General features: G+C 73.7%; 23 protein-coding genes. All 23 read left to right on the top strand.

The window, feature by feature from the left end; translation table 11 throughout:
* Positions 1-1584, top strand: a 1584-nt coding sequence (locus EDC57_RS10625; protein ID WP_148051457.1) for a tetratricopeptide repeat protein, incomplete at its 5' end; no start/stop codon positions are given.
* Between the two features lie 98 nt (positions 1585-1682).
* The gene (locus EDC57_RS10620; RefSeq protein WP_123401815.1) at positions 1683-2501 is read left to right on the top strand and encodes a cytochrome c3 family protein; all 819 of its coding nucleotides are present in this window, start codon (positions 1683-1685) and stop codon (positions 2499-2501) included.
* 138 nt (positions 2502-2639) lie between these two features.
* Positions 2640-3602 carry a peptidylprolyl isomerase gene (locus EDC57_RS10615; RefSeq protein WP_123401814.1) on the top strand — a complete coding sequence of 321 codons (963 nt, stop codon included), beginning with the start codon at positions 2640-2642 and terminating at the stop codon, positions 3600-3602.
* A gap of 9 nt (positions 3603-3611) precedes the next feature.
* Positions 3612-5414 carry a hypothetical protein gene (locus tag EDC57_RS10610; protein ID WP_123401813.1) on the top strand — a complete coding sequence of 601 codons (1803 nt, stop codon included), beginning with the start codon at positions 3612-3614 and terminating at the stop codon, positions 5412-5414.
* A 58-nt stretch (positions 5415-5472) separates the two neighbouring features.
* Complete coding sequence (locus EDC57_RS10605) at positions 5473-5889, top strand: c(7)-type cytochrome triheme domain-containing protein (protein WP_123401812.1); 417 nt, start codon at positions 5473-5475, stop codon at positions 5887-5889.
* A 14-nt stretch (positions 5890-5903) separates the two neighbouring features.
* Positions 5904-6821 carry a c(7)-type cytochrome triheme domain-containing protein gene (locus EDC57_RS10600; protein WP_123401811.1) on the top strand — a complete coding sequence of 306 codons (918 nt, stop codon included), beginning with the start codon at positions 5904-5906 and terminating at the stop codon, positions 6819-6821.
* Between the two features lie 13 nt (positions 6822-6834).
* Positions 6835-7446, top strand: a complete 612-nt coding sequence (locus EDC57_RS10595; protein ID WP_123401810.1) for a c(7)-type cytochrome triheme domain-containing protein — start codon at positions 6835-6837, stop codon at positions 7444-7446.
* On the top strand, positions 7443-7823 hold the full coding sequence (locus EDC57_RS10590; RefSeq protein ID WP_211331960.1) for a c(7)-type cytochrome triheme domain-containing protein: 381 nt from the start codon (positions 7443-7445) through the stop codon (positions 7821-7823). Before EDC57_RS10595 ends, EDC57_RS10590 begins: the two co-directional genes overlap by 4 nt.
* A 7-nt stretch (positions 7824-7830) precedes the next feature.
* Entirely contained in the window at positions 7831-8688 is an 858-nt protein-coding gene (locus tag EDC57_RS10585; protein WP_123401808.1) for an NHL repeat-containing protein, read from the top strand.
* On the top strand, positions 8673-9746 hold the full coding sequence (locus EDC57_RS10580; protein WP_123401807.1) for a 6-bladed beta-propeller: 1074 nt from the start codon (positions 8673-8675) through the stop codon (positions 9744-9746). The genes EDC57_RS10585 and EDC57_RS10580 overlap by 16 nt, the downstream gene beginning before the upstream one ends.
* 5 nt (positions 9747-9751) lie before the next feature.
* Positions 9752-12265 (top strand): cytochrome c3 family protein, encoded by a 2514-nt coding sequence (locus EDC57_RS10575; protein WP_211331959.1) that lies wholly within the window; start codon positions 9752-9754, stop codon positions 12263-12265.
* A 4-nt stretch (positions 12266-12269) separates the two neighbouring features.
* Positions 12270-13319 (top strand): cytochrome c biogenesis protein ResB, encoded by a 1050-nt coding sequence (locus EDC57_RS10570; protein WP_211331958.1) that lies wholly within the window; start codon positions 12270-12272, stop codon positions 13317-13319.
* Positions 13320-14141, top strand: a complete 822-nt coding sequence (locus EDC57_RS10565) for a cytochrome c biogenesis protein (RefSeq protein WP_211331957.1) — start codon at positions 13320-13322, stop codon at positions 14139-14141.
* Positions 14138-15397, top strand: a complete 1260-nt coding sequence (locus EDC57_RS12845; RefSeq protein ID WP_123401805.1) for a hypothetical protein — start codon at positions 14138-14140, stop codon at positions 15395-15397. The genes EDC57_RS10565 and EDC57_RS12845 overlap by 4 nt, the downstream gene beginning before the upstream one ends.
* Positions 15394-16146, top strand: coding sequence for a tetratricopeptide repeat protein (locus tag EDC57_RS10555; protein WP_148051456.1), 753 nt, complete (start codon positions 15394-15396; stop codon positions 16144-16146). Before EDC57_RS12845 ends, EDC57_RS10555 begins: the two co-directional genes overlap by 4 nt.
* Positions 16143-16673, top strand: a complete 531-nt coding sequence (locus tag EDC57_RS10550) for a TlpA family protein disulfide reductase (RefSeq protein ID WP_123401803.1) — start codon at positions 16143-16145, stop codon at positions 16671-16673. The genes EDC57_RS10555 and EDC57_RS10550 overlap by 4 nt, the downstream gene beginning before the upstream one ends.
* A complete protein-coding gene (locus tag EDC57_RS10545) occupies positions 16651-18171 on the top strand; it encodes a sensor histidine kinase (protein WP_123401802.1) in 1521 nt (506 codons plus the stop codon). The genes EDC57_RS10550 and EDC57_RS10545 overlap by 23 nt, the downstream gene beginning before the upstream one ends.
* 3 nt (positions 18172-18174) lie before the next feature.
* Positions 18175-19719: a sensor histidine kinase gene (locus tag EDC57_RS10540; protein ID WP_123401801.1), complete on the top strand. Its 1545-nt coding sequence runs from the start codon at positions 18175-18177 to the stop codon at positions 19717-19719.
* Positions 19716-21068, top strand: coding sequence for a sigma-54-dependent transcriptional regulator (locus EDC57_RS10535; protein WP_123401800.1), 1353 nt, complete (start codon positions 19716-19718; stop codon positions 21066-21068). Before EDC57_RS10540 ends, EDC57_RS10535 begins: the two co-directional genes overlap by 4 nt.
* A gap of 16 nt (positions 21069-21084) precedes the next feature.
* A complete protein-coding gene (locus EDC57_RS10530) occupies positions 21085-21747 on the top strand; it encodes a tetratricopeptide repeat protein (protein ID WP_170165113.1) in 663 nt (220 codons plus the stop codon).
* A complete protein-coding gene (locus EDC57_RS10525) occupies positions 21744-22052 on the top strand; it encodes a c-type cytochrome (protein ID WP_123401798.1) in 309 nt (102 codons plus the stop codon). Before EDC57_RS10530 ends, EDC57_RS10525 begins: the two co-directional genes overlap by 4 nt.
* Positions 22049-23290 (top strand): ligand-binding sensor domain-containing protein, encoded by a 1242-nt coding sequence (locus tag EDC57_RS10520; RefSeq protein WP_123401797.1) that lies wholly within the window; start codon positions 22049-22051, stop codon positions 23288-23290. The genes EDC57_RS10525 and EDC57_RS10520 overlap by 4 nt, the downstream gene beginning before the upstream one ends.
* On the top strand, positions 23290-24534 hold the full coding sequence (locus tag EDC57_RS10515) for a ligand-binding sensor domain-containing protein (protein WP_170165112.1): 1245 nt from the start codon (positions 23290-23292) through the stop codon (positions 24532-24534). Before EDC57_RS10520 ends, EDC57_RS10515 begins: the two co-directional genes overlap by 1 nt.
* The last annotated feature ends 22 nt before the right edge of the window (positions 24535-24556 follow it).

Here is a 24556-nt window from a genome sequence, read left to right as displayed (position 1 = left end):
CCGATCCAGGTCCAGGCCGTGGTCTACATCGTGCAGCGCATGGCGGAGATGGCCGCCCTCGGCGTCATCGCCGGGGTGTGGGCGTATCTGCGCGGACGGCGCACGGGGCGGTGGCGCTGGTACGGGCTGAGCGTGCTGGCGCTGGCGTTCGGGGGGCTGTCGAAGGAGAACGCCTGGATCGGTCCGGTGCTGGTGGTGCTGGCCGAGTACGGGGTGGTGCGGCGGGGGGCGGTGCTGGCCACGTGGCGGGACCGGCTGGTGTGGTCGCTGCCGGTGGCGGGGCTGGTGTGGGTGGTGGGGGATCTCGCCCTCGGGGGGCCGCTTGCGGGCTGGCTCCTGCCCGGGTATGCGTACCGCAGTTTCACGCTGGTGGAGCGGCTTCTCACCGAGCCGCGGGTGATCGGGCTGCATCTTGGGCAGTGGTTGTGGCCGTGGCCGGAGCGGTTTTCCATCGAGCACGAGGTCGCGGTCTCGCGGGGGGTGCTGGAGCCGCCGACGACGCTGGTGGGGCTGCTCGGGGTCGTGGTGTGGGTCGGTGGGGGGCTTTGGCTGCTGTGGTGCGGCGGCCGGCGGCGGCGGGTGGGGTTCGGGCTGCTGTGGTTTGCGGCGGCGCTGGTGGTGGAGTCGACGGTGGTGCCGCTGGAGCTGGTGTTCGAGCACCGGATGTATCTGCCGACGGTGGGGCTTGGGGTGGTGACGGGTGTGGGGGTGTCGTGGGCGTGGCGGCGGCTGCGCCCTGCGGCGGTGGCGCTGCCGGGCGCGCTCGTCCTCGCCGCCCTCGCCGCCTCCACCTCCGCCCGGCTGCCGGTGTGGCGCGACAACCTGACCCTCTACGCCGAGGCCGTGCGCCACGCCCCCGGCTCGGCGCGCGCGTGGGTGAACTACGGACTGGGCCTTGCCCAGGCGGGCCGTCACGACGAGGCCATGGCCGCCTACCGGCGCGCCCTCGCGCTCGAGGACCTGCCGGAGGCGCGCCACAACCTGGCCATGCAGCTCGAGCGGCGCGGCCGCCTGCGCGAGGCCCTGGCGGAGCTGGACCGAGCGGTCGCCCGGGTGCCGCGCCTCGCCCCGGCGCGGCTCGAGCGCGGCCGCATCCGCCATCGCCTCGGGGACCTGCGCGGGGCGGTCGAGGACTACGACGCCGCCCTCGCCCTGCGCCCGGGGTGGTGGGTGCCGCTGGACAACCGCGCCCTCGCGCGCCTCGCCCTCGGCGACGTCGCCGGGGCGCTCGCGGACCTCGACCGCGCGATCGGGCTTGCGCCCGCGGTGGCGAGGCTGTGGGCCGACCGGGGCGCGGTCCGTCTCGTGGCCGGGGATCCCGCCGCGGCGCTGGCCGACCTCGAGCGCGCCGTCGCCCTCGGCGCCGACGATGCCGGGGTCCACTACAACCGCGGCCGCGCCCTCGCCCGCCTGGGGCGCGCGGAGGAGGCGGCGGCGGCGTGGCGGCGGGCGTGTGCCCTCGGGCTTGCGCGAGCCTGCCGCGCCGCCGGTTCCCGCGCGCGCGAAGGGACGCCGGCCCCGTTTCCCGGATTCGGGAACGGGATTCCCGGGCGGGAGCAGGAAAGTGCCGGCATGACGGACTAAGTCGCTGATCGATGGTCGAGGCGCGGGCCCGTGCGGGGTGGCACGGAAGATGCAGCCAACCCGGCGGGCGCATCCTGACAGCCTCGGAGGACCAGACCATGTTCAGCAAGATGCACAAGAGGGTGGCGATCCTGGCGGGCGCGGCGGCGCTCGCGGTGGCCGGCGGGGCCTTCGCCGGAATCGCGGGCTCCAAGCACGACTTCACCGCCTCCAACGGCCGCAGCGGCACCAACGCGCAGTTCATCCCGGGGGGCGAGATCTGCGTCTTCTGCCACACCCCGCACGGTTCGGACACCGGCGCCTCGGCCCCGCTTTGGAACCGCGTGCTCGACCACGGCCAGACCTACACCACCTACGACAGCCTCGGCACCTCGACCCTCGACGGCCAGGTGCTCACGGTGGGTTCGGTCTCGCTCGCCTGCCTCTCCTGCCACGACGGCACGCAGGCCATGGACGCCGTGATCAACAAGCCCGGCTCGGGCGGCTACAGCGCCAGCGGGGACGAGATCTCGGGGACCAGCATCACCACCATGGCCGGTACGCCGCTGCCGATGCTGGGGACCGATCTCACCAACGACCACCCGGTGGGCGTGGCCTACGCAGGTGGCGGCTGCGAGGGCAAGACCGGCACCGGTACGTGCACCAGCGCCGACTTCAACGACAAGGACTTCAACACGGCGCAGTTCAACACGGTGAACGGCCGCACCGTGTTCTGGGTCGACACCAGCTCGGGCACGACCGGCGCGCGCGAGAAGACGGACATGGTCCTCTACACGCGCACCTTCACCGCCGGCGACGGCCCGTCGGTGGAGTGCGCGAGCTGCCACGACCCGCACAACGACGGCTCGTCGCCGGTGCAGTTCCTGCGCATCAACAACACCGGCAGCGCCGTCTGCCTGGCCTGCCACAACAAGTGATCCGCGCAGGCTGAGCGCATGCGCCCCGGGGCCGGGCGGCGGGAGCCGCCCGGCCTCTTTCGCGTGCATGCCCGGTCCGTTGCCGGGCGCCACCGGCTCTGCTAGCGTCGGGGCCTTGTCCACAGTGGGAGAGACGCCATGCGCCGTCTGCTGATCCTCCTCCCTCTCCTCGCCGGCGCCGCGGCCGAGGCCGCCCTGCCCGAGGGTGTCTTCGCGCGCGTGGACGGGCGCGAGATCACGATCGCCGAGTACCGTCAGGCGCTGGCCCAGGCGGCGCGGGAGCGCTACTACCACTTCCAGCCTCCGGAGGAGGAGATGGCGCGCTTCCGCCGCGAGGTGGGGCAGCGGCTGATCGACCGCGTCCTGCTGGCCGCCGAGGCCGAGCGTCGGGGCGTCGGGCCCGACCGCGAGGCGGTGGCGCGCCGGATCGAGGCCCTCGCGCGGCGCTACGAGGGCAGCCCTATGTGGGAGCGCATCCGCAGGGAGCGGCTTCCCGCCCTGCAGGCGGCGCTGGAGGCGGAGAGCCGGCTGCAGCGCCTCGAGGCCGAGGTCAAGGGCGCGGTGAAGGTGACGGATGAGGAGGTGCGAGCCTACTACCGCGCGCACCCGGACAAGTTCACGACGCCGGAGCGGGTGCGGGTCTCCCTCATCCTCCTGCGGGTGGATCCGGGCGCGCCGAGCGAGCAGTGGCTGAAGCGGCGCGACGAGGCGGCCGCGCTGGTGCGGCGCCTCCGCGAGGGGGAGGACTTCGCCGCGCTCGCCCGGGAGCATTCCGAGGATCCGGACTCGGCCGGGCGCGGCGGCGACATGGGCTATCTCCACCGGGGCATGCTGAGCGGGCCGGTGGAGGAGGCCCTGGCCAAGCTCGAGGTGGGGCAGATCTCGGAGCCGGTGCAGCTCCTCGAGGGCTGGGCGATCCTGCGTCTCGAGGGGCGCATCGAGCCGCGCCTCAACCCCTACGAGCAGGTGCAGGAACGGGCGCGGGAACTCCTCCTGCGGGAGCGGCGGGAGGCGGCCTGGACGCGCTTCAAGGAGGGGCTGCGGGAGAAGGCCGCGATCGAGGTGGACGAGCGCGTATACGGGGGCGGCGACGGCGTCTGAGGCGCGGGAATGGGGCGGGGGGCATGGGCGCGCGGGCTTCTTGCGGCGGCGGTGGCGGCGGGCGCCGGGCGCCCGGCGCCGGCGCAGGCGGTCCCCCTCGCCTTCCTGCCGCCGCGGCTGGGGGGTGACGTGAGCTACACCCTCACCGAGACCCGCACCGGCGGCGAGGCGACCTCGGCGCGCAGCCTGGTGGGCACCGTGCGGGCCCGCACCCGCGGCGTCTACCGCGCGCCCTGGTTCGCCACCCTGGATGCCGAGGTGGCGCTGTCGCTGATCCGCGCGAGCTCGGACGAGAGCGAGAACACGGGGGAGGCGGTGACCGGGCGGCTGGGGCTGGACGTCTTCCCGCAGAGCCGCTTCCCGTTCCGCCTCGTGGCCGAGCGGCGCGACACGCGCACCGAGCAGGACGCCACCGCGACCCAGGACACCGTGATCACGCGCCTCGAGGTGCAGCAGCAGTATGCGACGCCGGACCAGAGGACGAGGCTGTCCGGCCTTGCCTGGACCCAGGTGACCGAGGAGGCCGTGGAGGGCGACGAGGACGTGGAGCGCGTCGTCGAGCTGACCTGGCAGCGCAGCCTGGAGACGCAGTCGCTCGGGGCGACGCTGAGCCTCGATCGCACGCGCCGGCGCAACACCGGGGAGCGCGACGAGGACACCCTGCTCCAGGCGCACCACCTGTGGCGGCCGGCGGAGTCGCGCTGGTCGGTGACCACCCAGGGCAACGCCGGGCGCGAGGAGACCGTGACCGAGGAGGGGGGCGTGGCGGTGCTGCGCTTCCGCGAGGTGCGCCAGCTCACGGTGGCGGCGATCCGCCAGGCGGTGCGCGAGCAGCCCCTGACCCTCACCCTGAGCGGCCGCGTCCACGACACCGAGCTGGGGACGGACGGGGAGACGCTGACCACGGGCGGGTTTGCGCTCCTCGGCGGTGCGCGCTACCAGCCGGAAGGGCCGTGGACGGTGACGGGCTTCGTCAGCGCGGTGCGCAACGAGGACGATGGAAGCACCCGCGACGAGAACAGCCAGTCCGTGGACGTGGATTACAGCCCGGCGGCCCTCGAGCTCGGTCCCTGGCGCTACAGCTGGAACGCCGGCACCGGCCTTGGGCGGCGCGATCCCGGCTTCGGCGACGCCGTGTTCGAGGAGCGGCTGAGCCTCGGGCATGCCCTGCGGCGGGCCTTCGCCACCTCGCGCGACAGCAGGCTCGAGCTGAGCCTGACCCAGCGCGGCAGCGTCCTCGGGCGGCAGGGGGGCGGCACGGACGTGCGCGGGCAGGAGCTCGACAGCACCGAGTGGACGCTGCTGCACCATGCCGGCCTCGGCTGGGTGCAGGAGCGCGCGCCGCTGCGCCGCTCGGTCAACCTCAGCCTCTCCGACAGCCGCACCATCACGGGCGGGGACGAGGAGGAGTTCTTCCAGCAGGGCAACCTCCAGCTCGCCTTCGGGCGCGGGCTCGCGGCGGGGCGGGGCCTCAGCGGCAGCCTCACGCTGCAGGCGACGCGCCAGCGCGACGAGGAGACCGGCCGGGTCACCACGGACACATCCTCGTCGGGCTCGGTCACCTATACCGACGGCCGTTTCCTGGGCGTCGGGGGGATGCGATTCAGCTCGACGCTCAGCCTCGCCAGCGAGGAGCTCGTGCCGGCGCTGCCCAAGGAGGGCGAGGACAACACCCTCTCGTGGGAGAATCGGCTGGACTACCGCATCGGTCGCCTGGACACCCAGGCGCGCCTGACCTACAGCGAGCGCAGCGATGCGGAGGGGACGTGGGTCTTCTTCTTCACCGTGCGGCGAAGCTTCGGCGCCCTGTAGGTGATCTCCGGGAGGGATCATGGCTTTCTGCGACGTGACCAAGAGGGAGGGAGAGACGATGCCCAAGCCCAGGCTCCGGTGGCTTGCCGGCCTCGCGGGCGTGCTTCTCCTGGTGGTGGCCGCAGGGCTGCCGCAGGGGGTGCGCGCCGAGTACGGCGACGTCGTGATCAACAACTACTCCGAAGCGGCGGGGATGCGCCCGGTGATCTTCCCGCACTGGTTCCACCGCATCCGCTTCCGCTGCAAGGTCTGCCACGCCGATCTGGGCTTCAAGTTCAAGGCCGGCGGCAATGAGATCAACATGCTCAAGATCATCGACGGCGAGTTCTGCGGCGCCTGCCACAACGGCGAGATCGCCTGGAGCCCCGAGAACTGCAACCTCTGCCACTCGGGCAAGCCGGGGCTCAAGACGCAGATCCACAAGAGCACGGTGCAGACGTTGGTGGCGCCGGTCCAGGCCGGCGGCAAGAAGTGAGGGAGGGGAAGCTGATGCGCAGGCTGCGACTTTTCGTCCTCGCCGTCGCCGCCCTCGGGCTTGCCGGTCCGGCCGCGGCGGCCACGGGCAAGGAGGTGGTGGACACGATCTGTGCCGGCTGCCACCGTGCCGGGGTCCTCGGGGCGCCGCGCCTGGGCAAGGCCCAGGACTGGAAGGAGCGCCTCCAGCAGGGCAGGAAGACCCTCTACGAGCACGCCCTCAAGGGCTTCAAGGCGATGCCGGCCAAGGGGGGCAACCCGAAGCTCACCGACGCCGAGGTGAGGGCGGCGGTGGATCACATGCTGAGCCTGGCCGAGGCGGACAAGGGGGGCGCCGCGGGCGGCGGCGAGGCCGCGGCGGCGAAGGAGGCCACGGCGGCGGCCCCTGCACCGAGGGCGGCGCCGAAGCCGCGGGTCTCGGCGGTCAACCGCTTCAACCGGCTCCTCGAGAAGGAGGCCGACTGCAACCCGCCACCGCCCGAGGACGGCATCCACGATCCGGAGAACGACGGCACCCACCTCCTGCTGCCGCCGAAGGAGGCCTTCACGGACCTGCCGAAGGCCCCTTCGGGCAACTGCGTCGACTGGGTCAAGGCCCTCGAGGACGGCTACATCAACCCGCGCTACGACCGCCTCGACCCCAACGTCCAGCCCATCGTGATGGACCTCAACATCGTGCGCGAGGTCAAGGGCTCGATGCCGGACGTGGTCTATCCGCACAAGCAGCACACCGAGTGGCTCGACTGCTCCAACTGCCACCCGGCGATCTTCGTGCCGCAGAAGGGCGCGAACCAGATCAGCATGGCGGCGATCCTGCTGGGGCAGAAGTGCGGCGCCTGCCACGGCAAGGTGTCCTTCCCGGTGAAGGACTGCCGCAAGTGCCACTCGAAGAAGAAGCCCATGACCCTGCAGCGGACCCAGACCACCCAGTGAGGGGGCGGCGGCGGTGAGCGCGCCCGCCCCACGCCGGATCCTGCGGTACGCCGCGGCGGCGGTCATCGCCGCCGCCGCGGCTGGGGCGCTCGCCGCCATCGCCCGCTACTGGCCCCCCCTCGCCCGGGACGGGATCCACGATCCCGCAAGCCCCGCCATCGGCGTGCTGCAGGAGCCCGCCGAGGCGCTGTCCAAGCTGCCGGAGGACTACGCCGGCAACCAGGTGCGCTGGGTGCGCGCCCTCGAGGAGGGCCACATCGACCCGCTGCCCTCGCTGCGCGACCCGGACTTCGAGATGCCGGTGCTGGATCTCGACATCGTCCTTCCGGAAACCGCCTCCATGCACATGGTGCGCTTTCCGCACAAGCCGCACACGCAGTGGCTGGACTGCAAGAACTGCCATCCGAAGATCTTCGTGCCGAAGTACGGGGGCAATCCCCAGCTCGGCATGTTCGCGGTGCTCATGGGCGAGTACTGCGGGCGCTGCCACGGCGCCGTGGCCTTTCCGCTCACGGAATGCAGCCGCTGCCACAGCGTCAAGCGGTCGGAGTTCAAGGGCGAGCCGGGGCCGCAGTGGAAGCCCGGGATGGACAAGGAGAAATGGCTGCGCATGGTGGGGCGGTGAGGGCGCTGCGCCGCGGGGCGGCCGTGGCCGTGGCGCTCGCGGCGCTCGCGGCGGTGCCGGCGCAGGCGGAGTACGCCGACGTCGTCATCAACCGGCGGGCGGAGAAGGAGGGGATGCCGCCGGTCATCTTCCCGCACTGGTTCCACCGCATCCGCTTCCGTTGCCGGGTCTGCCACCTGGAGCTCGGCTTCGAGATGCGGGCGGGGGCCAACGACATCACCATGGCCGCGATCGCGGAGGGGAGGTTCTGCGGTGCCTGCCATAACGGGGAGATCGCCTGGAGTCCGGAGAACTGCTTCCTCTGCCACTCGGGCAGGCCGGGGCTCAAGAGCGGGGTGCGCGGTGGACACCAGACCTCGGGTCCCGGCCGGTACTGAACGGCGTGTGCGCGCGGCGGCGCTGGTGCTCGCCGGTACGCTGCTCGCGGGCTGCGCCGGCGTGGGGGGGGCCGGGGCCGGGGGCGGGCCGCTCGTGCCGCTGGCCACCTTCGGCGGCGCCGACGCCGTGCGCCTGGGGCTGCGCTATCCCACGGAGGCGGCCGGGAACCTGAGCGCGGTCTTCGCCTACGATGCGCGCAGCCGCCGCATCGTCGCCCTCGACCCGTTCCGCAGCGAGGCGGAGGTGGTGAAGGTGCCGGACCTCGTGCCGGTGACCGATCTCTGGTACACGGGGAGCGAGACGCTGTATCTCGCCGAGCCGACGCGCTCGCGGGTGCGCAGGATCGACCGCCGCGGGCGCGTGGAGCGGGTCTACTCGGCCCCCGCGGAGCTGCCGCGGCCGGTGGCGGTGGCGGTGGAAGGGGCGGGGCGGCGCGTGTGGGTGGCCGACGGCGCCTTCGCCCGCATCGGCCGCTTCGACGCCCTCGGGATGCTGCTCGAGACCCGCGAGCTGCCTCCCGGTGCGGCGCCGACGGCGCTGGCGCTGGACGGCCAGGGCCGGCTCCTGGTCCTCGACGGGCGGCGCGGCGCGGTGCTCCGGGCCGGCCCCGACGGGGGCTGGGAGACGGTGCTCGGACCCGGGCGGGTGCCGGATCCGGTGGCCTTCGCGGCGCTGCCGGGCGGGTGGCTGGCGGTGGCCGGGCGCGACGGGGCACTGCACCTGGCGGAGCAGGAGCCGGGCCGGCGGCGGCTGCCGGTGCCGGCCCTCACCGGCGTGCGCGACCTCTGGTTCTCGGGCATGGTCCTGGTGGCGGCACGGCCCCTGGAGGGCGAGGTGGTACTCCTGCAATGGCGCGGTCCCTGACACGCTGGCCGCTCTGGGTCCTGCTCGCGGGCCTGCTCGCAGGCTGCGCCGAGACCCGTCAAGTCATGCGCTACGGCGTCGAGGACCTCGCCCCGGCGGAGCGTCCGGTGTGGCCGCCGCCGCCGGAGGTGCCGCGCTTCCTCTATGCCGGCGCGCTCACGGGCGAGGACAATTTGGTGCCGGACCCGGCGACGCGGACGCGGTCGGGCGCCGCCCGTCTCCTGCGCTGGCTCGTGGGGCTCGGGGGCGGGCGGCGGCAGCCGCGGGTGCTGCAGCGACCGGTGGCAGTGGCCACCGACGCCGCGGGGCGGATCCTGGTCTCGGACATGAGCCGCCAGGGGGTGTGGGTCTTCGACCCGGCGGCGGCGTCTTTGGCGCTGTGGCGGCAGGCGACGCCGACCGAGCCCTTCGAGGCCCCGGCGCAGCTCGCCGTGGCCGCGGACGGCACGGTCTTCGTCGCCGACGCCGAGCTCGGCGTCGTCGCGCGCCTCGACGCCGAGGGTCGTCCGGGGGCGCCGTGGGGCCGCGGGGTCCTGGTGCGGCCCACCGGCGTGGCCTGGGACCCGAAGCGCCGGCGGCTCTACGTCGCCGACACCCACGCCCACGACATCAAGCTCTTCGACGCCGAGGGGCGGCTGGAGGCGGTGATCGGCGAGCGCGGGACCGCGCCGGGCCGGTTCAACTTCCCGACCCACCTCGCCTTCCGCGGCGACCGGCTCTATGTCGCCGACACCATGAACGCGCGCATCGAGATCCTCGACCCGGAGGGACGTCCGCTCGCCGTCCACGGCGAGCGCGGCCTGGTGCTCGGCAGCCTCGTCCGGCCCAAGGGGGTCGCGGTGGACGATGAGGGTCGCATCTACGTCGTGGAGTCGTACTATGACCGGCTCCTGGTCTTCGACGCGCAGTGGCGTCTGCTGCTGGTGATCGGCGGTACCGGCTCGGCGCCGGGCCGCTTCTACCTGCCGGCGGGACTGTGGATCGATCCTCAGAATCGCATCTACATTGCCGATATGTTCAACGGCAGGGTGGTGATGCTACAGTTCCTGGGGGAGTGAGTGCCGTGGGTGGACCGTTGCTGCAGTGGGTGGCGTGCATCGTCCTGGCGGGGCTCGCGCCGGCGGCCTGGGCGGCCCACGAGAACCTGCCCAACCGGGTCAACGACATCGCCAGCACCAAGCACAACCTCTCGGCCGCCTCGTCCAACACGGTGCGCGCCGCCGCCGGCGAGACCACCGAGATCTGCGTCTTCTGCCACACCCCCCACGGGGCCACCCAGGCCAAGGCGCCGCTCTGGAACCGCAAGCTCTCCAGCGCCACCTACACCACCTACGGCTCCGACTCCATGGACGCCAGCGTCAACCAGCCGGGGGGGAGCTCGAAGCTGTGCCTGTCCTGCCACGACGGCACCCTGGCCATCGGCATGGTCAACGTGCTGGAGGGACAGGGCGGGCCCTCGAACCAGCAGCCCATCACCATGCAGGGTGTGGGTGCGGGCGGCGAGATGCCGGCGGGGCAGGGCACCCAGACCGGCTTCACGCGCAACCTGGGCACGGACCTCACCAACGACCATCCCATCTCGTTCACCTACGACTCGGCCCTGGCCGCCGGCGACGGCGAGCTTCGCGACCCGGCCACGGCGAGCCACATCGGGCTGCGCGGCCCGGGGGTGCACCCGGCGGTGCCGCTGGAGCCCACCGGGCCCGCGGGCGAGGCGCAGGTGCAGTGCGCGAGCTGCCACGATCCGCACGTGCGCTCCACCGACCCCACGGAGAACATCAAGTTCCTGCGTCTGAACCGCTTCCAGAAGGTGGGGGCGCCGAGCGGCGGCTTCGACCTCAACAACGACATCGTCTGCCTCGCCTGCCACGACAAGGCGGGTGACCTCTGGGGCCTGTCGGCCCACGCCCACCCCGGCGTCGCCGACGAGCGCTACAAGGACACGGAGGCGGCGCTGCGCGAGTTTCCGAGCGGGATCCAGGTCTGGGAGGCGGGCTGCCTCAACTGTCACGATCCGCACACGGTGCAGGGGGCGCGGCGCCTGACGCGGGAGGGCACGGACAGCACCGCCAGCCCCAAGTCCGGCGGCAACCCGGCCATCGAGGAGACCTGCTACCAGTGCCACACCAACGCCACCGAGTCGATCCTTACGGCCGACGGCGGCGGTGCCCCCACCCAGGTCCCGAACATCGAGGACGACTTCCGCCTCGCCCGGCACATGCCCATCACCAACGCCGACCAGCCGGCGGGCACCGAGGTGCACGACATCGAGGACAAGGACTTCACCGAGGCCCAGGCCAAGCTCGGCAAGGGCAACCTCACCAACCGCCACGCCGAGTGCACCGACTGCCACAACCCCCACCGGGTGACCAAGACGCGCCGCTTCAACGACGACCCGGCGGTGCCGGCGGCGGCGGGCACCCACGAGCACACCACCGGCACCCTGCACACCAACCTCGCCTCCGGCGTCCTGCGCGGGGCCTGGGGGGTGGAGCCCATCTACGCCTCGGAGGAGTTCGGTCCGCCGGGGATTCCGACCGGGTTCGAGGTCAAGAAGGGGGTGCCCCCCATCGGCGGCTCGACGGCGGTGAGCGCCCCCTACGTCACCCGCGAGTACCAGATCTGCCTCAAGTGCCACTCCAACTACGGCTACGACGACGACGGCGGCCCCGACGCCAGCACCACCCGCCCGGCCCTCGGCAGCTTCGGCGGCGGCACGCCCTCGGGCACCAACGGCCTGACCCACTACACCAACCAGGCCATGGAGTTCCAGGCCCCGGTGGCCCATCGCGGCGAGGGCCAGAATCTCGGCGCCGAGGGCGGGGCCTCGCCCCTCTACGACACCAACAACCACCGCTCCTGGCACCCCGTGATGGGGCCCACGGGCCGCACCGCCGCGATCCGCAACGCCGACGCCAGCAACTGGCTCGAGCCCTTCGACAACGACGTGGGCAACCAGACCATGTACTGCACCGACTGCCACGGCTCGGCCACCGCAAACGGCACCGCCGTCCCCAGCGGTGGCGAGGACGGCAATCCCTGGGGCCCGCACGGCTCGAGCAAGAACTTCATCCTCAAGGGCGACTGGGACAGCGGCACGGGCAGCGGGCAGGGCGACGACCTCTGCTTCAAGTGCCACGATTTCCAGACCTACCCCCGCGACGGGGGCGGGCGCACGGGCTTCTACGGCGGCGGCAGGGGCGACCTCCACTCCTATCACGCCGATAAGATCGGCAGGATGCGTTGCACCTGGTGCCACATCGCCGTGCCCCACGGCTGGAAGAACAAGGCGCTGCTGGTGAACCTCAACGACGTCGGCCCCGAGGCGGGGCTGCCCAAGGGGACCGAGGTCTGCACCGGCAACGACGGCTGGGGGACGGGCAACCGGCCGCCGGGCTCCTCCGGCTGCAACGGGAAGAACTCGGGCTTCACCATGCCGCCCTACTACCTCAACGCCTTCCTCAAGGTGGTGAACTTCGCCCCCAGCGGGAGCTGGTCCGAGACCAGCTGCGGTTCGCGAAGCGGCGTAAAGGGGCGGGACTGGATGCGTGACACGGCCTGCGACAACCCCCCCTGACGCGATGGCCGCTGCACGCGCATCCCTCGAGCGGGGCTGGCTTGGGCCTGCTGCGGGCGCGCCGGCCGGGCGGGGCTGGCGGGCGCTGCGGCGGCTGGCCTCGCTGCGGCTGACCTTGGCGGTGCTGGTGCTGCTCGCGGTGGGCGTGATCTGGGCCTACCGCTTCGGCTCCGCCGCCGGCGGTTCCGCCACCTGGCCGCTGGTGGGGCCGCTGGCGCTGCTCGCCCTCAATCTCGGCGCCGCCGTCGCCACCCACCCCGCCTTCCGACGCCACCCGGCGCTGCTGGTCTTCCACCTCGCGCTGCTGGCGGTGGTGGGCCTCGTGGCGGCGGGGCGGCTCACCTACCTCAAGGGCCGGGTGGAGCTCTCCTCGGGGGAGGTCTTCGCGGGCGAGCTGGACGGTCATGAGGCGGGGCCGCTGCATCCCTGGCGGCTCGACCGCGTGCGCTTCGCCAACGAGGGCTTCACCATCGAGTACGCCCCCGGGCGGCAGCGGCGCGAGACCTTCAACCGGGTGCGCGTGTGGCACCCGGACGGGCGGGAGGAGGTGCTGGTGATCGGAGACCACCGCCCCCTCATCGTCGCCGGCTACCGCTTCTACACCACCTTCAACAAGGGCTTCGCGCCGGCCTTCGTGTGGCGGCCCGACGCCGGGCCGCCGGTGGCGGGCACGGTGCACCTGCCCGCCTATCCCCTCAACGAGTACCGCCAGGCCAACACCTGGCGGCCGCCGGGCTCGCGCACCGAGGTCTGGGTGCAGCTGCGCATCGACGGCGAGGTCCTGCCGCCCGACCGGCCGGCCCGCTTCGCCCCGCCGGCCCGCTACCGTCTCGTGGTGCGGGTGGGCGAGATGCGCCGCGAGCTCGCGCCGGGCGAGTCCGTGCGCCTGCCCGACGGGGTGCTGGTCTTCCAGGGGCTTCGCACCTGGATGGGCTACCAGGTCTTCTACGATCCCACCCTGCCGTGGCTGGTGGCCGCGGCGGTGGTGGGGGCGGCGGCCCTCGGCTGGCACTACCTCGCCCGCTTCCGCCGCCACCCTTGGCGGGAGGCCTGAATGGCGCGGCTGGCCCTCGAGTTCCAGGCCCTGTGGGGCGCCGTCCTCGCCTATGTCGGGGCGGGGGCCGCAGGCCTCGCCGGCGTCGTCCTGCGGCGCCTGCCCGCGCGCCTGGTGCTCGGTCTGCTGCTCGCCGGCATCGCCCTGCACACCCTCTCCCTCGGGCTTCGCTGGGCGCGCCTCGGCCACGGCCCCTTCACCAGCCTGTTCGAGATCCTCTCCAGCGGCGTCTGGGGCTTCGCCGCCGCCTACGCCGCCGCCTTCGCCTGGCTGCGGGTGATGCGCCCCACGGTGGTGGTGGTGATGCCGGTGCTGTACCTGATGCTGGGATGGATGATCCGGGCGGGCGCCCACGACACCGTGCTGCCGCCCACCTACGAGACGGTCTGGCTCTACGTCCACGTGGCCCTCAGCAAGCTCTTCCAGGGCACGCTGCTCGTCGCCGCGGGTGTCGCCGGGGTGGTGCTTGCCCGCCGCGCGGGGCTGCGCGGGGGGCTGCTCGCCGCCATGCCCGCCGACGAGGCCCTCACCGAGCTCGCCTACCGCTTCATGGCCGTGGCCCTGGTCTTCGACAGCCTGATGCTGGTGGCGGGGGCGGTCTGGGCCCAGGACGCCTGGGGGCGCTGGTGGGCGTGGGACCCCCTGGAGACGTGGTCGTTCCTCACCTGGCTGACGCTCGGCTTCGCCCTGCATACGCGCGTCACCCTGCGGCCGGGGCCCGTGCTCTCGGCGGCGATGGTGTGGGCGGTGTTCGCGCTCGCCTTCCTGACCTTCTTCGGTGTGCCCTTCGTCTCGCAGGCGCCGCACAAGGGGGCCGTATGAGGGCCGGGCCCGCGCAGGGGCCGCGCCGCGAAGGCGCGGCGGCGGGCCAGCGGCAGGGGAACGCCCCGGCCGCCGGCACGGGGCTCCATGCCTGGGCGGTGGTGGCGGCGGCGGCCCTGGGGCTTTCGTGCCTGGCCGCGCTGACGCTGGTCCTCGCCCGCACGCCCGGGATCGCGCCGTGGTTCGGGGACGTCGCGGGTTTTCGCCGGGCGCTCGCGGCGCACGTGGATCTCGCCCTCGGCGCCTGGTTCCTGGCCTGCGCCGGCCTCGTCTGGGGCGGCGGTCGCGTGGCCCGCGCGCTGCTTGCCGCCGGCATCGCCCTGGTGGCGCTGACGCCGCTTCTCACCGACGCGCCCGCGCTCGCGGTGGACTACTTCCCCCTCGTCGCGCACCCCGCCTATGCGGCGGGGCTTGCGCTGCTGCTTGCGGGTGCGGCGGCGGCGGCGCTGCCGGCGCTGGCCCGGCCGGGGCGCGGTCCCGCGCGCGGCGCCGCGCTGCTGCTGCTCCTTGCGGTGGCGCTCCTCGCGGCCGGGCTCGGGCGGGGGCTTCCCGGGTGGGAAGGGGCGGCGCTCGGGGCCTTGGTGTGGGCGCCGGCGCACGTGCTGCAGTCGGTCTTCGCCCTGCTGCTGCTGGCGGCCTGGGAGCGGCTCGCGGGGGCGCAGGCGCGGCCGCGGCTGGTGGCCGCGGCGGTGCTGGCCCCGTTCGCGGCGGCGGCGGGCGCGGCCGCAGGCGCCGGTCCCTGGGTCTACACCGCGGCGATGGCGGCCTCGGGGCTCGCGGTGCTGGCGGCGGGGCTGCGGCTCGGGCCGGCGTTGCTGCGGGCCGAGGCCGGGCGGCGGGAGGCGGCGCTGGTCACCGGCGGGCTCTACGGCGCCGGGGTCGTGCTGGGCCTCGCCATCCGCGGCGACGGGGCCCTGGTGCCGGCGCACTACCATGCCATGATCGGTGCCGTGACCCTGGCCCAGATGACGGTGATCCTGGAGATCACGGCGACGACCGCGGCGGCGCGGTGGCTTGCGCGGGCCTACGGCGGCGGGACGGCGCTGCTCGTGGCGGGGCTGGCGGTGGCGGACCTGCCGCGCAAACTGCCGGCGGCGGCGGTGGCCGAGGGTGGACTCCGTCAGGACCTCGGCCTGGGGCTGACCGCCCTCGGCGGCGGAATCGCGCTGGCGGCGGCGCTCGCCTTCGCGCTCTCGGTGCTGGCGCGCGCGGGGCGGCGGGCGCGGGCGGCGGCCACCCTGGAGGCGGGCCGGTGACGGCACGGGTGAACAGGCGGCTGTTGGTGGTCCTGGCCACGGCCGCGGCGGTGGCCGCGGGCGGCTGGCTGCTCGCGCGCCTGCCCCGCTTCTACGACCGGTCGCTGGCGGTGGAGGCGCCTGCGGCGGCCGCCGTGGCGCTGCCCGAGGAGCCGCCGGCCCTCGGCATCGCGGCCCGCCCCAAGGGCCCCGGTCAGGCGCCGGACCCGCGTCGGGACCCCCGCCAGGCGGAGATCCACGCCCGCTTCCAGCAGGGGGTGGCGATGCTGCACGCCCGGCGCTACGAGGAGGCGATGACGGCCTTCCACCGGGTCCTGGAGCTGGCGCCGCGGCTGCCCGAGGCGCAGGTGAACATGGGCTATGCGCTGCTCGGGCTCGGCAGGCCCGAGGCCGCGCGGGACTTCTTCCGCGCCGCCATCGAAGTCCGCCCCACCCAGGCCAACGCCTACTATGGGCTGGCCGAGGCCCTGGAGGCGCTGGGCGAGCTGGAGGGGGCGCTGGGGGCGATGCGCACCTACATCCACCTCTCGCCGCCGGACGATCCCTACCTCGCGCGGGCGCGCTCGGCGCTGTGGGAGTGGGAGGCGCGCCTCGGCCGCGGTCCCTGGGGCCGCCCCCCGCCGCCGGAGATCGCCGAGGCCCTGGAGGCTGCGCGCAGGCGGGCCGAGGCGGCCGCGGGCGGGGACGGCGCCGGGGCCGGGCCCGCCGGGTCGGGGCCGCGACGGGGTCCGGCAGGGGGGGGGCGGTGAAGGTCGGCCGGGGGCGGGTGCCCGGGCTCGGGCGGGTGCTCGCCGTCGCCCTCGCGGCGTTCCTCGCAGGCTGCGGCGGGGATCCCGCGGCCGGGCGGGTGCTGCCGGAGGGCAGGTTGTGGCGCCTCGACGGTACCGCGGTGGAGGCGTCCGCCTACCGCGGCCGGGCCGTGGTCCTCAACTTCTGGGCCACCTGGTGCGTGCCCTGCCGCGAGGAGCTGCCGAGCCTCGAGCGGCTGGCACGCAGCCTCGATCCCGCCCGCTTCGCGGTGGTGGCGGTGAGCGTGGACGACGACGTCAACCTGGTGCGGGAGTTCCTGCGCGAGACCCCGCTGGCCTTCGATCTGTACCTCGACCGGGACCGGTGGTGGCAGGGGCGGCTCGGCGTGCGGGCGATCCCGGACACCTTCCTCGTGGCCCCGGACGGGCGCATCGTGGCCCGCGAGACCGGGCCGCGGCAGTGGGACGCCCCGGAGATGCGCCGGCGCGTGGAGGCGGCCTATCATGGTGCCGATGCCGGAGGCTGAGCGCAGGCACGGGTCGGATCGGTGCGGGCGGCGGGTGCTGCGCGGGCTGAGCCTGCGCAGCAAGGGCCTCATCGTCTTCTTCCTCGTGGTGGCCTACACGGCGCTGGTGGCCGCCTTCGCCCTGCACGAGAAGCAGGTGCTGCTGTCGCGCTTCATGGCCCTGCAGCAGCTGCACGAGCGCGAGGGCGCGCTGCGCCAGGCGGACCTGGCCGAGTTCCGCGACGTGGTGGCGCTCTTCCTCACCATCGACCACATGGACGCCGCCGCGCGCGAGCGCGTCCAGGCCCATCTCAAGGACCTGGTGCGCCGCCATGCCACCCTCGTGGCGCAGTTTCCCGAGGTGGCGCCGGCGCTGGCGGGGCTCGGCGAGGCCCTGAGCCGGGCGGTGACGGAGCCGTCCCACGAGGGGCTGCTGGCGCTGCGGCGCGAGCTGGAGCGTACGCGGCTCGACCTGCGCCGGCTCGCCGACGACACCGCGCGCAGGCAGCGGGCGCTGGCCGAGGAGTACCGCGTGCTCGGCAACCGCGCGGCGCTCGCCTCGCTGCTGCTGGGCGTGGTGGGGGTGGCGCTCTTCGGCGCCGTCACCGGCGCCTTCTTCACCCGCCTGACCCGCGACCTGCGGCTGCTTCAGCGCCGCGCCGTGGACATCGTGCGCGGCTACCGCGGTCCGCCCATTCCGGTGCGGCGGGCCGACGAGGTGGGTCAGCTCCAGCAGGCGGTCAACCAGATGGCGCTCGAGCTGGACGAGCGCGAGCGGGCCCTGGAGCTGGAGCGGCGCAAGTACTTCCAGCAGGAGAAGATGGCGGCGATCGGCTCGCTGGCGGCGGGCATCGTCCACGAGATCGGCAACCCCATCGCCGCCATCTCGGGGCTGGTGCAGGCGAGCCTGGCGGAGGGGGAGCGGCTGCCCGAGGCGGTGCGGGCGAACCTGGAGCTGATCCTGCAGCAGACGGAGCGGCTCTCGGCGCTCGCGCGCGACGTCTCGGACTTCTCCACGCCCCGCGCCGGTGAGCGGCAGGTCCTCGACCTCAACGGGCTGGTGCGGACCACGGTGCGCCTGATGCAGCACGACCGGCGCTTCAAGGCCTTCGGGCTGCGCCTCGAGCTCGACCCCGCCCTGCCGGCGGTGGACGGCTTCCCGGACCAGCTCACGCAGGTGGTGATGAACCTCCTCATCAACGCCGCCGACGCGGTGGAGGAGGCGGGGCGCGAGACGCCGGAGGTTTGTGTGCGCACGCGGCTTGCCGAGGCCGGCGTGGTGCTGGAGGTGGCCGACAACGGCGTCGGCATGGACGCGGCCACCGTCGAGCGGGCGCCGGAGGCCTTCTTCACCACCAAGCCGCCGGGGCGCGGGACCGGCCTCGGGCTGTCGCTCTGCTACGCCATCGTCCGCGGCCACGAGGGCAGCCTCGAGATCGAGTCCGAGCCGGGGCGGGGGACGACGGTGCGCGTCGTGCTGCCGCCCTTCGAGGCCGCCCCGCGGCAGGTGGGGACCTGAGCCGTGGACGCGGTGGGGCTCCCCGTGCGGCGCTTCCGGCTCGCGCGCCATTTCGCGGTCATGAGCCTGTTCTCGGTGGTGGCGGCGGCGCTGGCGCTGGGGTATCTCTACCGGACGCTGGCGCTGCGCGACCTCGTCTTCGCCACGCAGCGCGGCAGCATCGCCTTCGCCCACACCCTGGCGGAGGTCATGGAGCCAGAGATCACCGCCGTGCTGGCGGGCCTGGGGCGGGGGGACCCCGCGGCGCGGCGCCGCCTCGATGAGGCGATCCGCCACCGGGCCGCCGACTTCGGCGCCGCCAAGGTGAGGATCTTCACGCCGGAGGGCCTCATCGCCTATTCCACGGACCCGCGCGAGATCGGGGGCGAGGCGCTGGGCAACGTCGGGGTGAGCCTCGCCGCCGGGGGCGAGGTGGTGAGCGGCATCGTCCACCGCGACCGCTTCAACGCCTACGACCGCGTGCGCGAGGACCGCGATCTCGTCCAGACCTATCTGCCCGTGCGCGACCGCGACGGTGCGGTGCGCGCGGTGTTCGAGGTCTACGCCGATGCCACCGACCTCGTCGCCCGCATGCACCGTACCCACCGGACGGTGGTCGGGGGGGTGGCGCTGGTGCTCCTGGCGCTGTACGGTTTCTTGTTCCTGGTGGTGCACCGGGCCGACCAGGTCCTGCAGGTGCAGGATGCGCGCCTGCGGGCGGCGCTGACCGATCTGGAGCAGGCCAACGAGACCCTGGAACAGCGGGTGGCCGAGCGCACCCGCGAGCTCGAGCGCGAGATGGCCGAGCGCGAGCGGGCGCAGCGCGAGCTGGAGGTGACCCGGCGCATGGCCTGGCAGCGTGAGAAGATGGCCGCCATCGGGACGCTGGCGGCGGGGATCGTGCACGAGATCGGGAATCCGCTCGCCGGGATCACGGGTCTGGTGCAGTCGGTGCTGGACGAGCCGGGGGCGGTCACGGATGCGGGGGCGCGCGAGCGGCTCGAGCTGGCGCTGCAGGAGGCGGCGCGCATCGAGCGCATCGGCCGCGATGTCTCCGAGTTCGCGGTGCCGCAGCACGAGCGGCGCGAGCTGCTCGACCTCAACGAGCTCATCGGGCGCACGGTGCGGCTGCTGCGCCACGACGAGCGGCTGCGGCGGATCGAGATCGGCCTCGAACTGGATCAGGGCCTGCCCGCGGTGGAGGGGGTGGCGGACCAGCTCATGCAGGTGGTGATGAACCTGGTGCTCAACGCCGCCGATGCGGTGCTCGACGAGCGTGCGCGGCCGGGCGGGGGGATCCGCCTGCGCACGCGCCGCGAGGGCGCGACGGCGGTGCTCGAGGTGGAGGACGAGGGCGTCGGGATGGAGCCCTCCGTGGCGGCACAGGCCACCGAGGCCTTCTTCACCACCAAGGGGGCGGGCCAGGGCACGGGCCTCGGCCTCGCCCTCTGCACCAGCATTGTCGGCGCCCACCGCGGCGAGCTCGCCATCCGCTCCCGGCCGGGCGAGGGGACGACGGTGACGGTGCGGCTGCCGCTGGCGGCGGCCGGGGAGGCACGCGAGGCATGAGTTCCCTGCAGGTGCTGGTGATCGACGACGAGCCGGCGATCCGCCAGGTGCTGGCCGCCTATCTGGGGCGGGCGGGCTACGTGGTGGACCAGGCGGCGAGCGGCACCGAGGCCCTGGAGCGGCTGGCCAAGGGCGACGTGGACGTGGCCCTCTGCGACATCCGCATGCCGGACATGACCGGCATCGAGGTCGTGCGCCGCGCGCGGGAGCAGGGCCTCGACACCCAGTTCCTGATGATGACCGCCTACGCCTCGGTGAGCACCGCCATCGAGGCCATGCGCGCGGGCGCCTACGACTACATGATCAAGCCGCTGCGCAACGAGGACGTGCTCCATCGCCTGGGGCAGATCGCCGACGTGCTCCGGCTGCGGGCGGAGAACCGCGCCCTGCGCAGTCTCGTGGTGGGTGAGGCGGGCGACCGCTGCCGGATGGAGTCGCCGCCCATGCGCCAGCTCGAGCGCATGGTGGCCAAGGTCGCCCCCACCGACAGCACGGTGCTCATCACCGGCGAGAGCGGGACCGGCAAGGGCGTGATCGCCAAGGAGATCCATCGCCTCAGCCGCCGCGCCGAGCAGCCCTTCATCCCGGTCAACTGCGGCGCGATCCCGGAGACGCTCATCGAGAGCGAGCTCTTCGGCCACACCAAGGGCGCCTTCACGGGGGCCGACCGGGCGAAGAAGGGGCTCTTCCTGGAGGCCGACCGCGGCACGATCTTCCTCGACGAGGTGGGCGAGCTGCCGCTGCCCATGCAGGTCAAGCTCCTGCACGTGCTGGAGGAGAAGAAGGTCCGCCCCGTGGGGAGCGAGACGGCACGGCCCGTGGACGTGCGCATCATCGCCGCCACCAACCGCGATCTCGCGGCCATGGTCGCCGAGGGGACCTTCCGCGAGGACCTCTACTTCCGCCTCAACGTCTTCCAGATCCAGGTGCCGCCGCTGCGCGAGCACCGCGAGGACGTGCCTAGGCTGGTGGAGCACTTCCTGCGCAGGCACGGCCACGGCGAATCCTGGCGGCTGGATCCCGAGGCCGAGGCGATGCTCATGGCCCACGACTGGCCGGGTAACGTGCGCGAGCTGGAGAACGTCATCCAGCGTGCCCTCATCCTCGCCGAGGACGGCGTCATCACGGTGGCGGACCTGCCGGCGCAGTTCGCCCGGCCGAGCACGCCGCGCGCCCAGGGCGCGAGGACCTTGCGCGAGCAAGTGCGGGAGTTCGAGGCCGGTGTTATCCTACGCGCGATCGAGGAGGCGGGGGGGGACCGCAGGGAGGCCGCGCGGCGGCTCGGCATCGGCCTCTCCACGCTCTACCGCAAGCTCGAGGAATACGAGCGCGCCGGGTATGCGTCCTGAGGAGCGGAACGGCGGCATGAGGGGAGGCGTGGCACGGCGGCGGCTTCTTCGTCACGGGTGCGCGGCCCTCGTGCTGGCGGCGGCCAGCGCCTGGGGCGACCCCGCCCAGGACTACCGCGACGGGGTCAGCGCCTACAACCGCGAGGATCTCGTCACCGCGATGGCGAAGCTCGAGCAGGCCGCGGCCGCCGACTACGTCCCCGCCCTGCTCTTCCTCGGCTACATCATGGACAAGGCCGAGGAGAACGAGCGTGCGGTGGCCCTCTACCGCCGCGCCGCCGAGCTGGGTGACGCCGAGGGCATGATGCGGCTCGGCCTGATGTATGCCAGCGGCGAGGGGGTCGAGCGCGACTTCGCCACCGCCCGCCGCTGGGTCCTGGCCGCGGTGGACCGCGGGCACCTGCCGGCGATGGTGGTGATGGGGCAGGCCTACCTGCGGGGCGGGCTCGGCGTGGAGCGGGACGTACGCACCGGGCTCGAGTGGCTGGAGCTCGCCGCGGCCCAGGACTACCTGCCGGCGATGCGCGAGCTCGCCGAGGTGTACCGCAGCGGCATTGGGGACGTGCTTCCCCCCGATCCGACCCTCTCCGCCCGGTGGACGGAGCGGGCGCAGGCGCTGGAGCGGCGCCGGCGCGAGGAGCGGGAGCAGGGGGGCGGACGGAAAGAGGAGCGGGGATGACCAGGATGCTCGCGCCGGCGGGGGTGCTCGCCGTTGCCATCTGGGCCGCGGGGGCGCAGGCGGCCGATCCCGCCAACGGGCGCCGTCTCTACGAGACCCACTGCGTCACCTGTCATGGTGCCGACGGGCGCGGCGTCATGCCCGGGGTGCCGGATTTCACGCGCCCGGAGACGCTGATGCGCACGGACCGCCGGCTGCTCTCGGCCATCCGCGACGGGACCGGGGCCGGCCCGGCCTTCTTCGGGATCCTCTCCGAGGCCGAGATCCTGGACGTCATCGCCTACCTGAGGACCTTCACGCAATGAGCACGAGGCAATGGATCGCCGTCGCGGCGCTGGCCGCGGCCCTGACCGCCTGCGACCGCGCCGACGAGGCGAGGGACCGTGCCGGGGCGCGGCCGGATGTGCCGCAGGCCGCGGTGACGCCCGCACCGGCCGCGCCGCCGCAGGCCCCGGAGGCGGCGCCGCCGCAGCCTCCGCCCGCTCCGGCCCCGAAGGCGCAGGCCGGGGCGGCGGGCGGGGACGGTGCCGAGGCGCGCCGGCGCTATCGCGTCGCCGACCGCTTCGAGGTCGGTCCCGGGGTCTACGTCCGCGCCCTCGCCTACGACCCGGGCGCCGACGCCCTCTGGGTGGGCACCTCCGCGGGCGTGCTGGAGGTGGGTCTCGACGACTACCGCGTGCGCAACACCTTCACCCGCAAGGACGGGCTCGCCAACGAGTACGTCTTCGCCATCGCCGTCGACCGCGACGGCAACAAGTGGTTCGGGACTAATGCCGGCGGCGTCTCGCGCTACCGTGACGGGCAGTGGAAGGTCTTCTTCCCCATGCACGGGCTGGCCGACTACTGGGTCTACTCCTTCGCCCAGCAGCGCTCCGGGGACATCTGGATCGGCACCTGGGCTGGGGTGAACCGCTACGACCCGCGCACGGGCCGGCTCACCACCTACGTGAAGGAGCTCGTCAACGAGTGGGTCTACGGCATCGCCGTGGACTCCAAGGACCGGGTCTGGTTCGGCACCGAGGGCGGCGTCTCCATGTACGACGGCCGCGCCTGGTACGAGTGGACCCACGACGACGGTCTCGGCGCCCCCAACGAGGCCGGCCTGCCGCCGAGCACCAACACCGGCCTCGGCACGCGCCAGCGGCACAACCTGGGCGTGCTCTCGGGCACGGGACCGACGTACAACCCGAACTACGTCTTCTCCATCATCGCGGCGCGGGACGACACCATCTGGGCCGGCACCTGGGGCGGGGGCGTGAGCCGGTTCGACGGCCGGCGCTGGACCAACTACACGCGCAAGGACGGGCTCGCGGGCAACATCGTCTATGCCGTGGCACAGGCGCCGGACGGCGCCCTCTGGTTCGGCACCGACGCGGGGCTGAGCCGCTTCGACGGGCGCGACTGGGAGTCGTTCAATCCGCATCACGGCCTCACCGGGCGGGACGTCTATGCAGTGGTGGCGACCCCGGACGGCAGCATCTGGGCCGGGACCCGGGGCGGTGTGACGCGGCTGGTGCGGGACGAGGCCTCGGAGGGCAGGTGATGAAGCTGGATGCCAGGACGCTGTTCCTTCTCGTGGTGGTGGCCCTGGGGGTGGGCGTGGTGGCCTACCGCATGGGGGCCGAGCAGGGCGGCGGGCCCGCCCCGCAGGCGACCGCGCCGGCGCCCCAGCCTGCGCCGGCGCCGGCCGCGGTCCCGCCGGCCCCCGCTCCGGAGTCCGCGGCCGCCGCGCACGCCCGCGCCGGGGTCGAGCTGCCCGCGGACAACGGGCGCTTCACCCGCTTCCGCACCGGCAACCGCAACGTCAAGGCCCTCCTCGTGGACGACGGCGTCGTCTGGGTCGGCACCTCCGGCGGTGTCGTGCGCTACGACCCGAGGACCGAGGACACCCGCTTCTTCGACGTCCGCTCGGGGCTCCTCTCCAACGGCATCTTCTACCTCGGCAAGCTCCAGGGGCGGCTCGCGGTGGGGACCTACGGCGGGGGCCTCTCCCTCCTCTACGACGCCGAGACCGGGAGCTGGGACAACTACAACATCCAGCACGGGCTCGCCGACGCCTTCGTCTACGACGTTCTGGAGGCCTCCAACGGCGACATCTGGATCGCCACCTGGTCCGGCGCCAACCGCGTGCGGGGCGGGCGCCTCGACGATCGCGCGGCGTGGGACACCTTCACCGTCAAGAACACCCAGGGCGGGCTCCCCAACGACTGGGTCTACGGCCTCGACGAGGGGCCCGACGGCAGCATCTGGCTCGCCACCGAGGGGGGGCTTGCGCGCTTCAAGGACGGCGCCTGGCAGCACTGGACCCACGACGACGGCCTCGGCGCGCCCTACGAGAAGGTCAAGGAGCAGAACCCGTTCCAGACCGATCCGGCGCAGGTCTCGGCCCACCACGCCCGCCAGAAGCAGGAGCAGGGGCTGACGCGCGTGAGCGGGGCCTACAACCCCAACTACGTCATCTCCATGGTGGTGACGCCGGACGGCGCAGTCTGGTGCGGCACCTGGGGCGGGGGGCTGGCGCGCCTCAAGGACGGGCAGTGGACCAACTTCACCATGGACGAGGGCCTGCCCGGCAACCACATCTTCATGCTGCACGTGGACCGCAGGGGACGTCTCTGGGTGGGGACCAACAACGGCCTGACCCGCTACGAGGACGGGCGCTTCACGCCCGCCATCACCCAGCGTGACGGGCTGGTCACCAGCAACGTCTTCTCCATGGCGGACGGCGAGGACGGGTTCTACTGGATCGGCACCTTCGGCGGCGTCACCCGCATGAAGATGGAGTAGGGCCCGAGGACGCTGCCGGGAT

This window comes from Inmirania thermothiophila (assembly GCF_003751635.1).
Classification (GTDB): domain Bacteria; phylum Pseudomonadota; class Gammaproteobacteria; order DSM-100275; family DSM-100275; genus Inmirania; species Inmirania thermothiophila.
The sequence above is the reverse complement of the archived record's forward strand: the minus strand, read 5'-3'. Positions and strand labels throughout refer to the sequence as shown.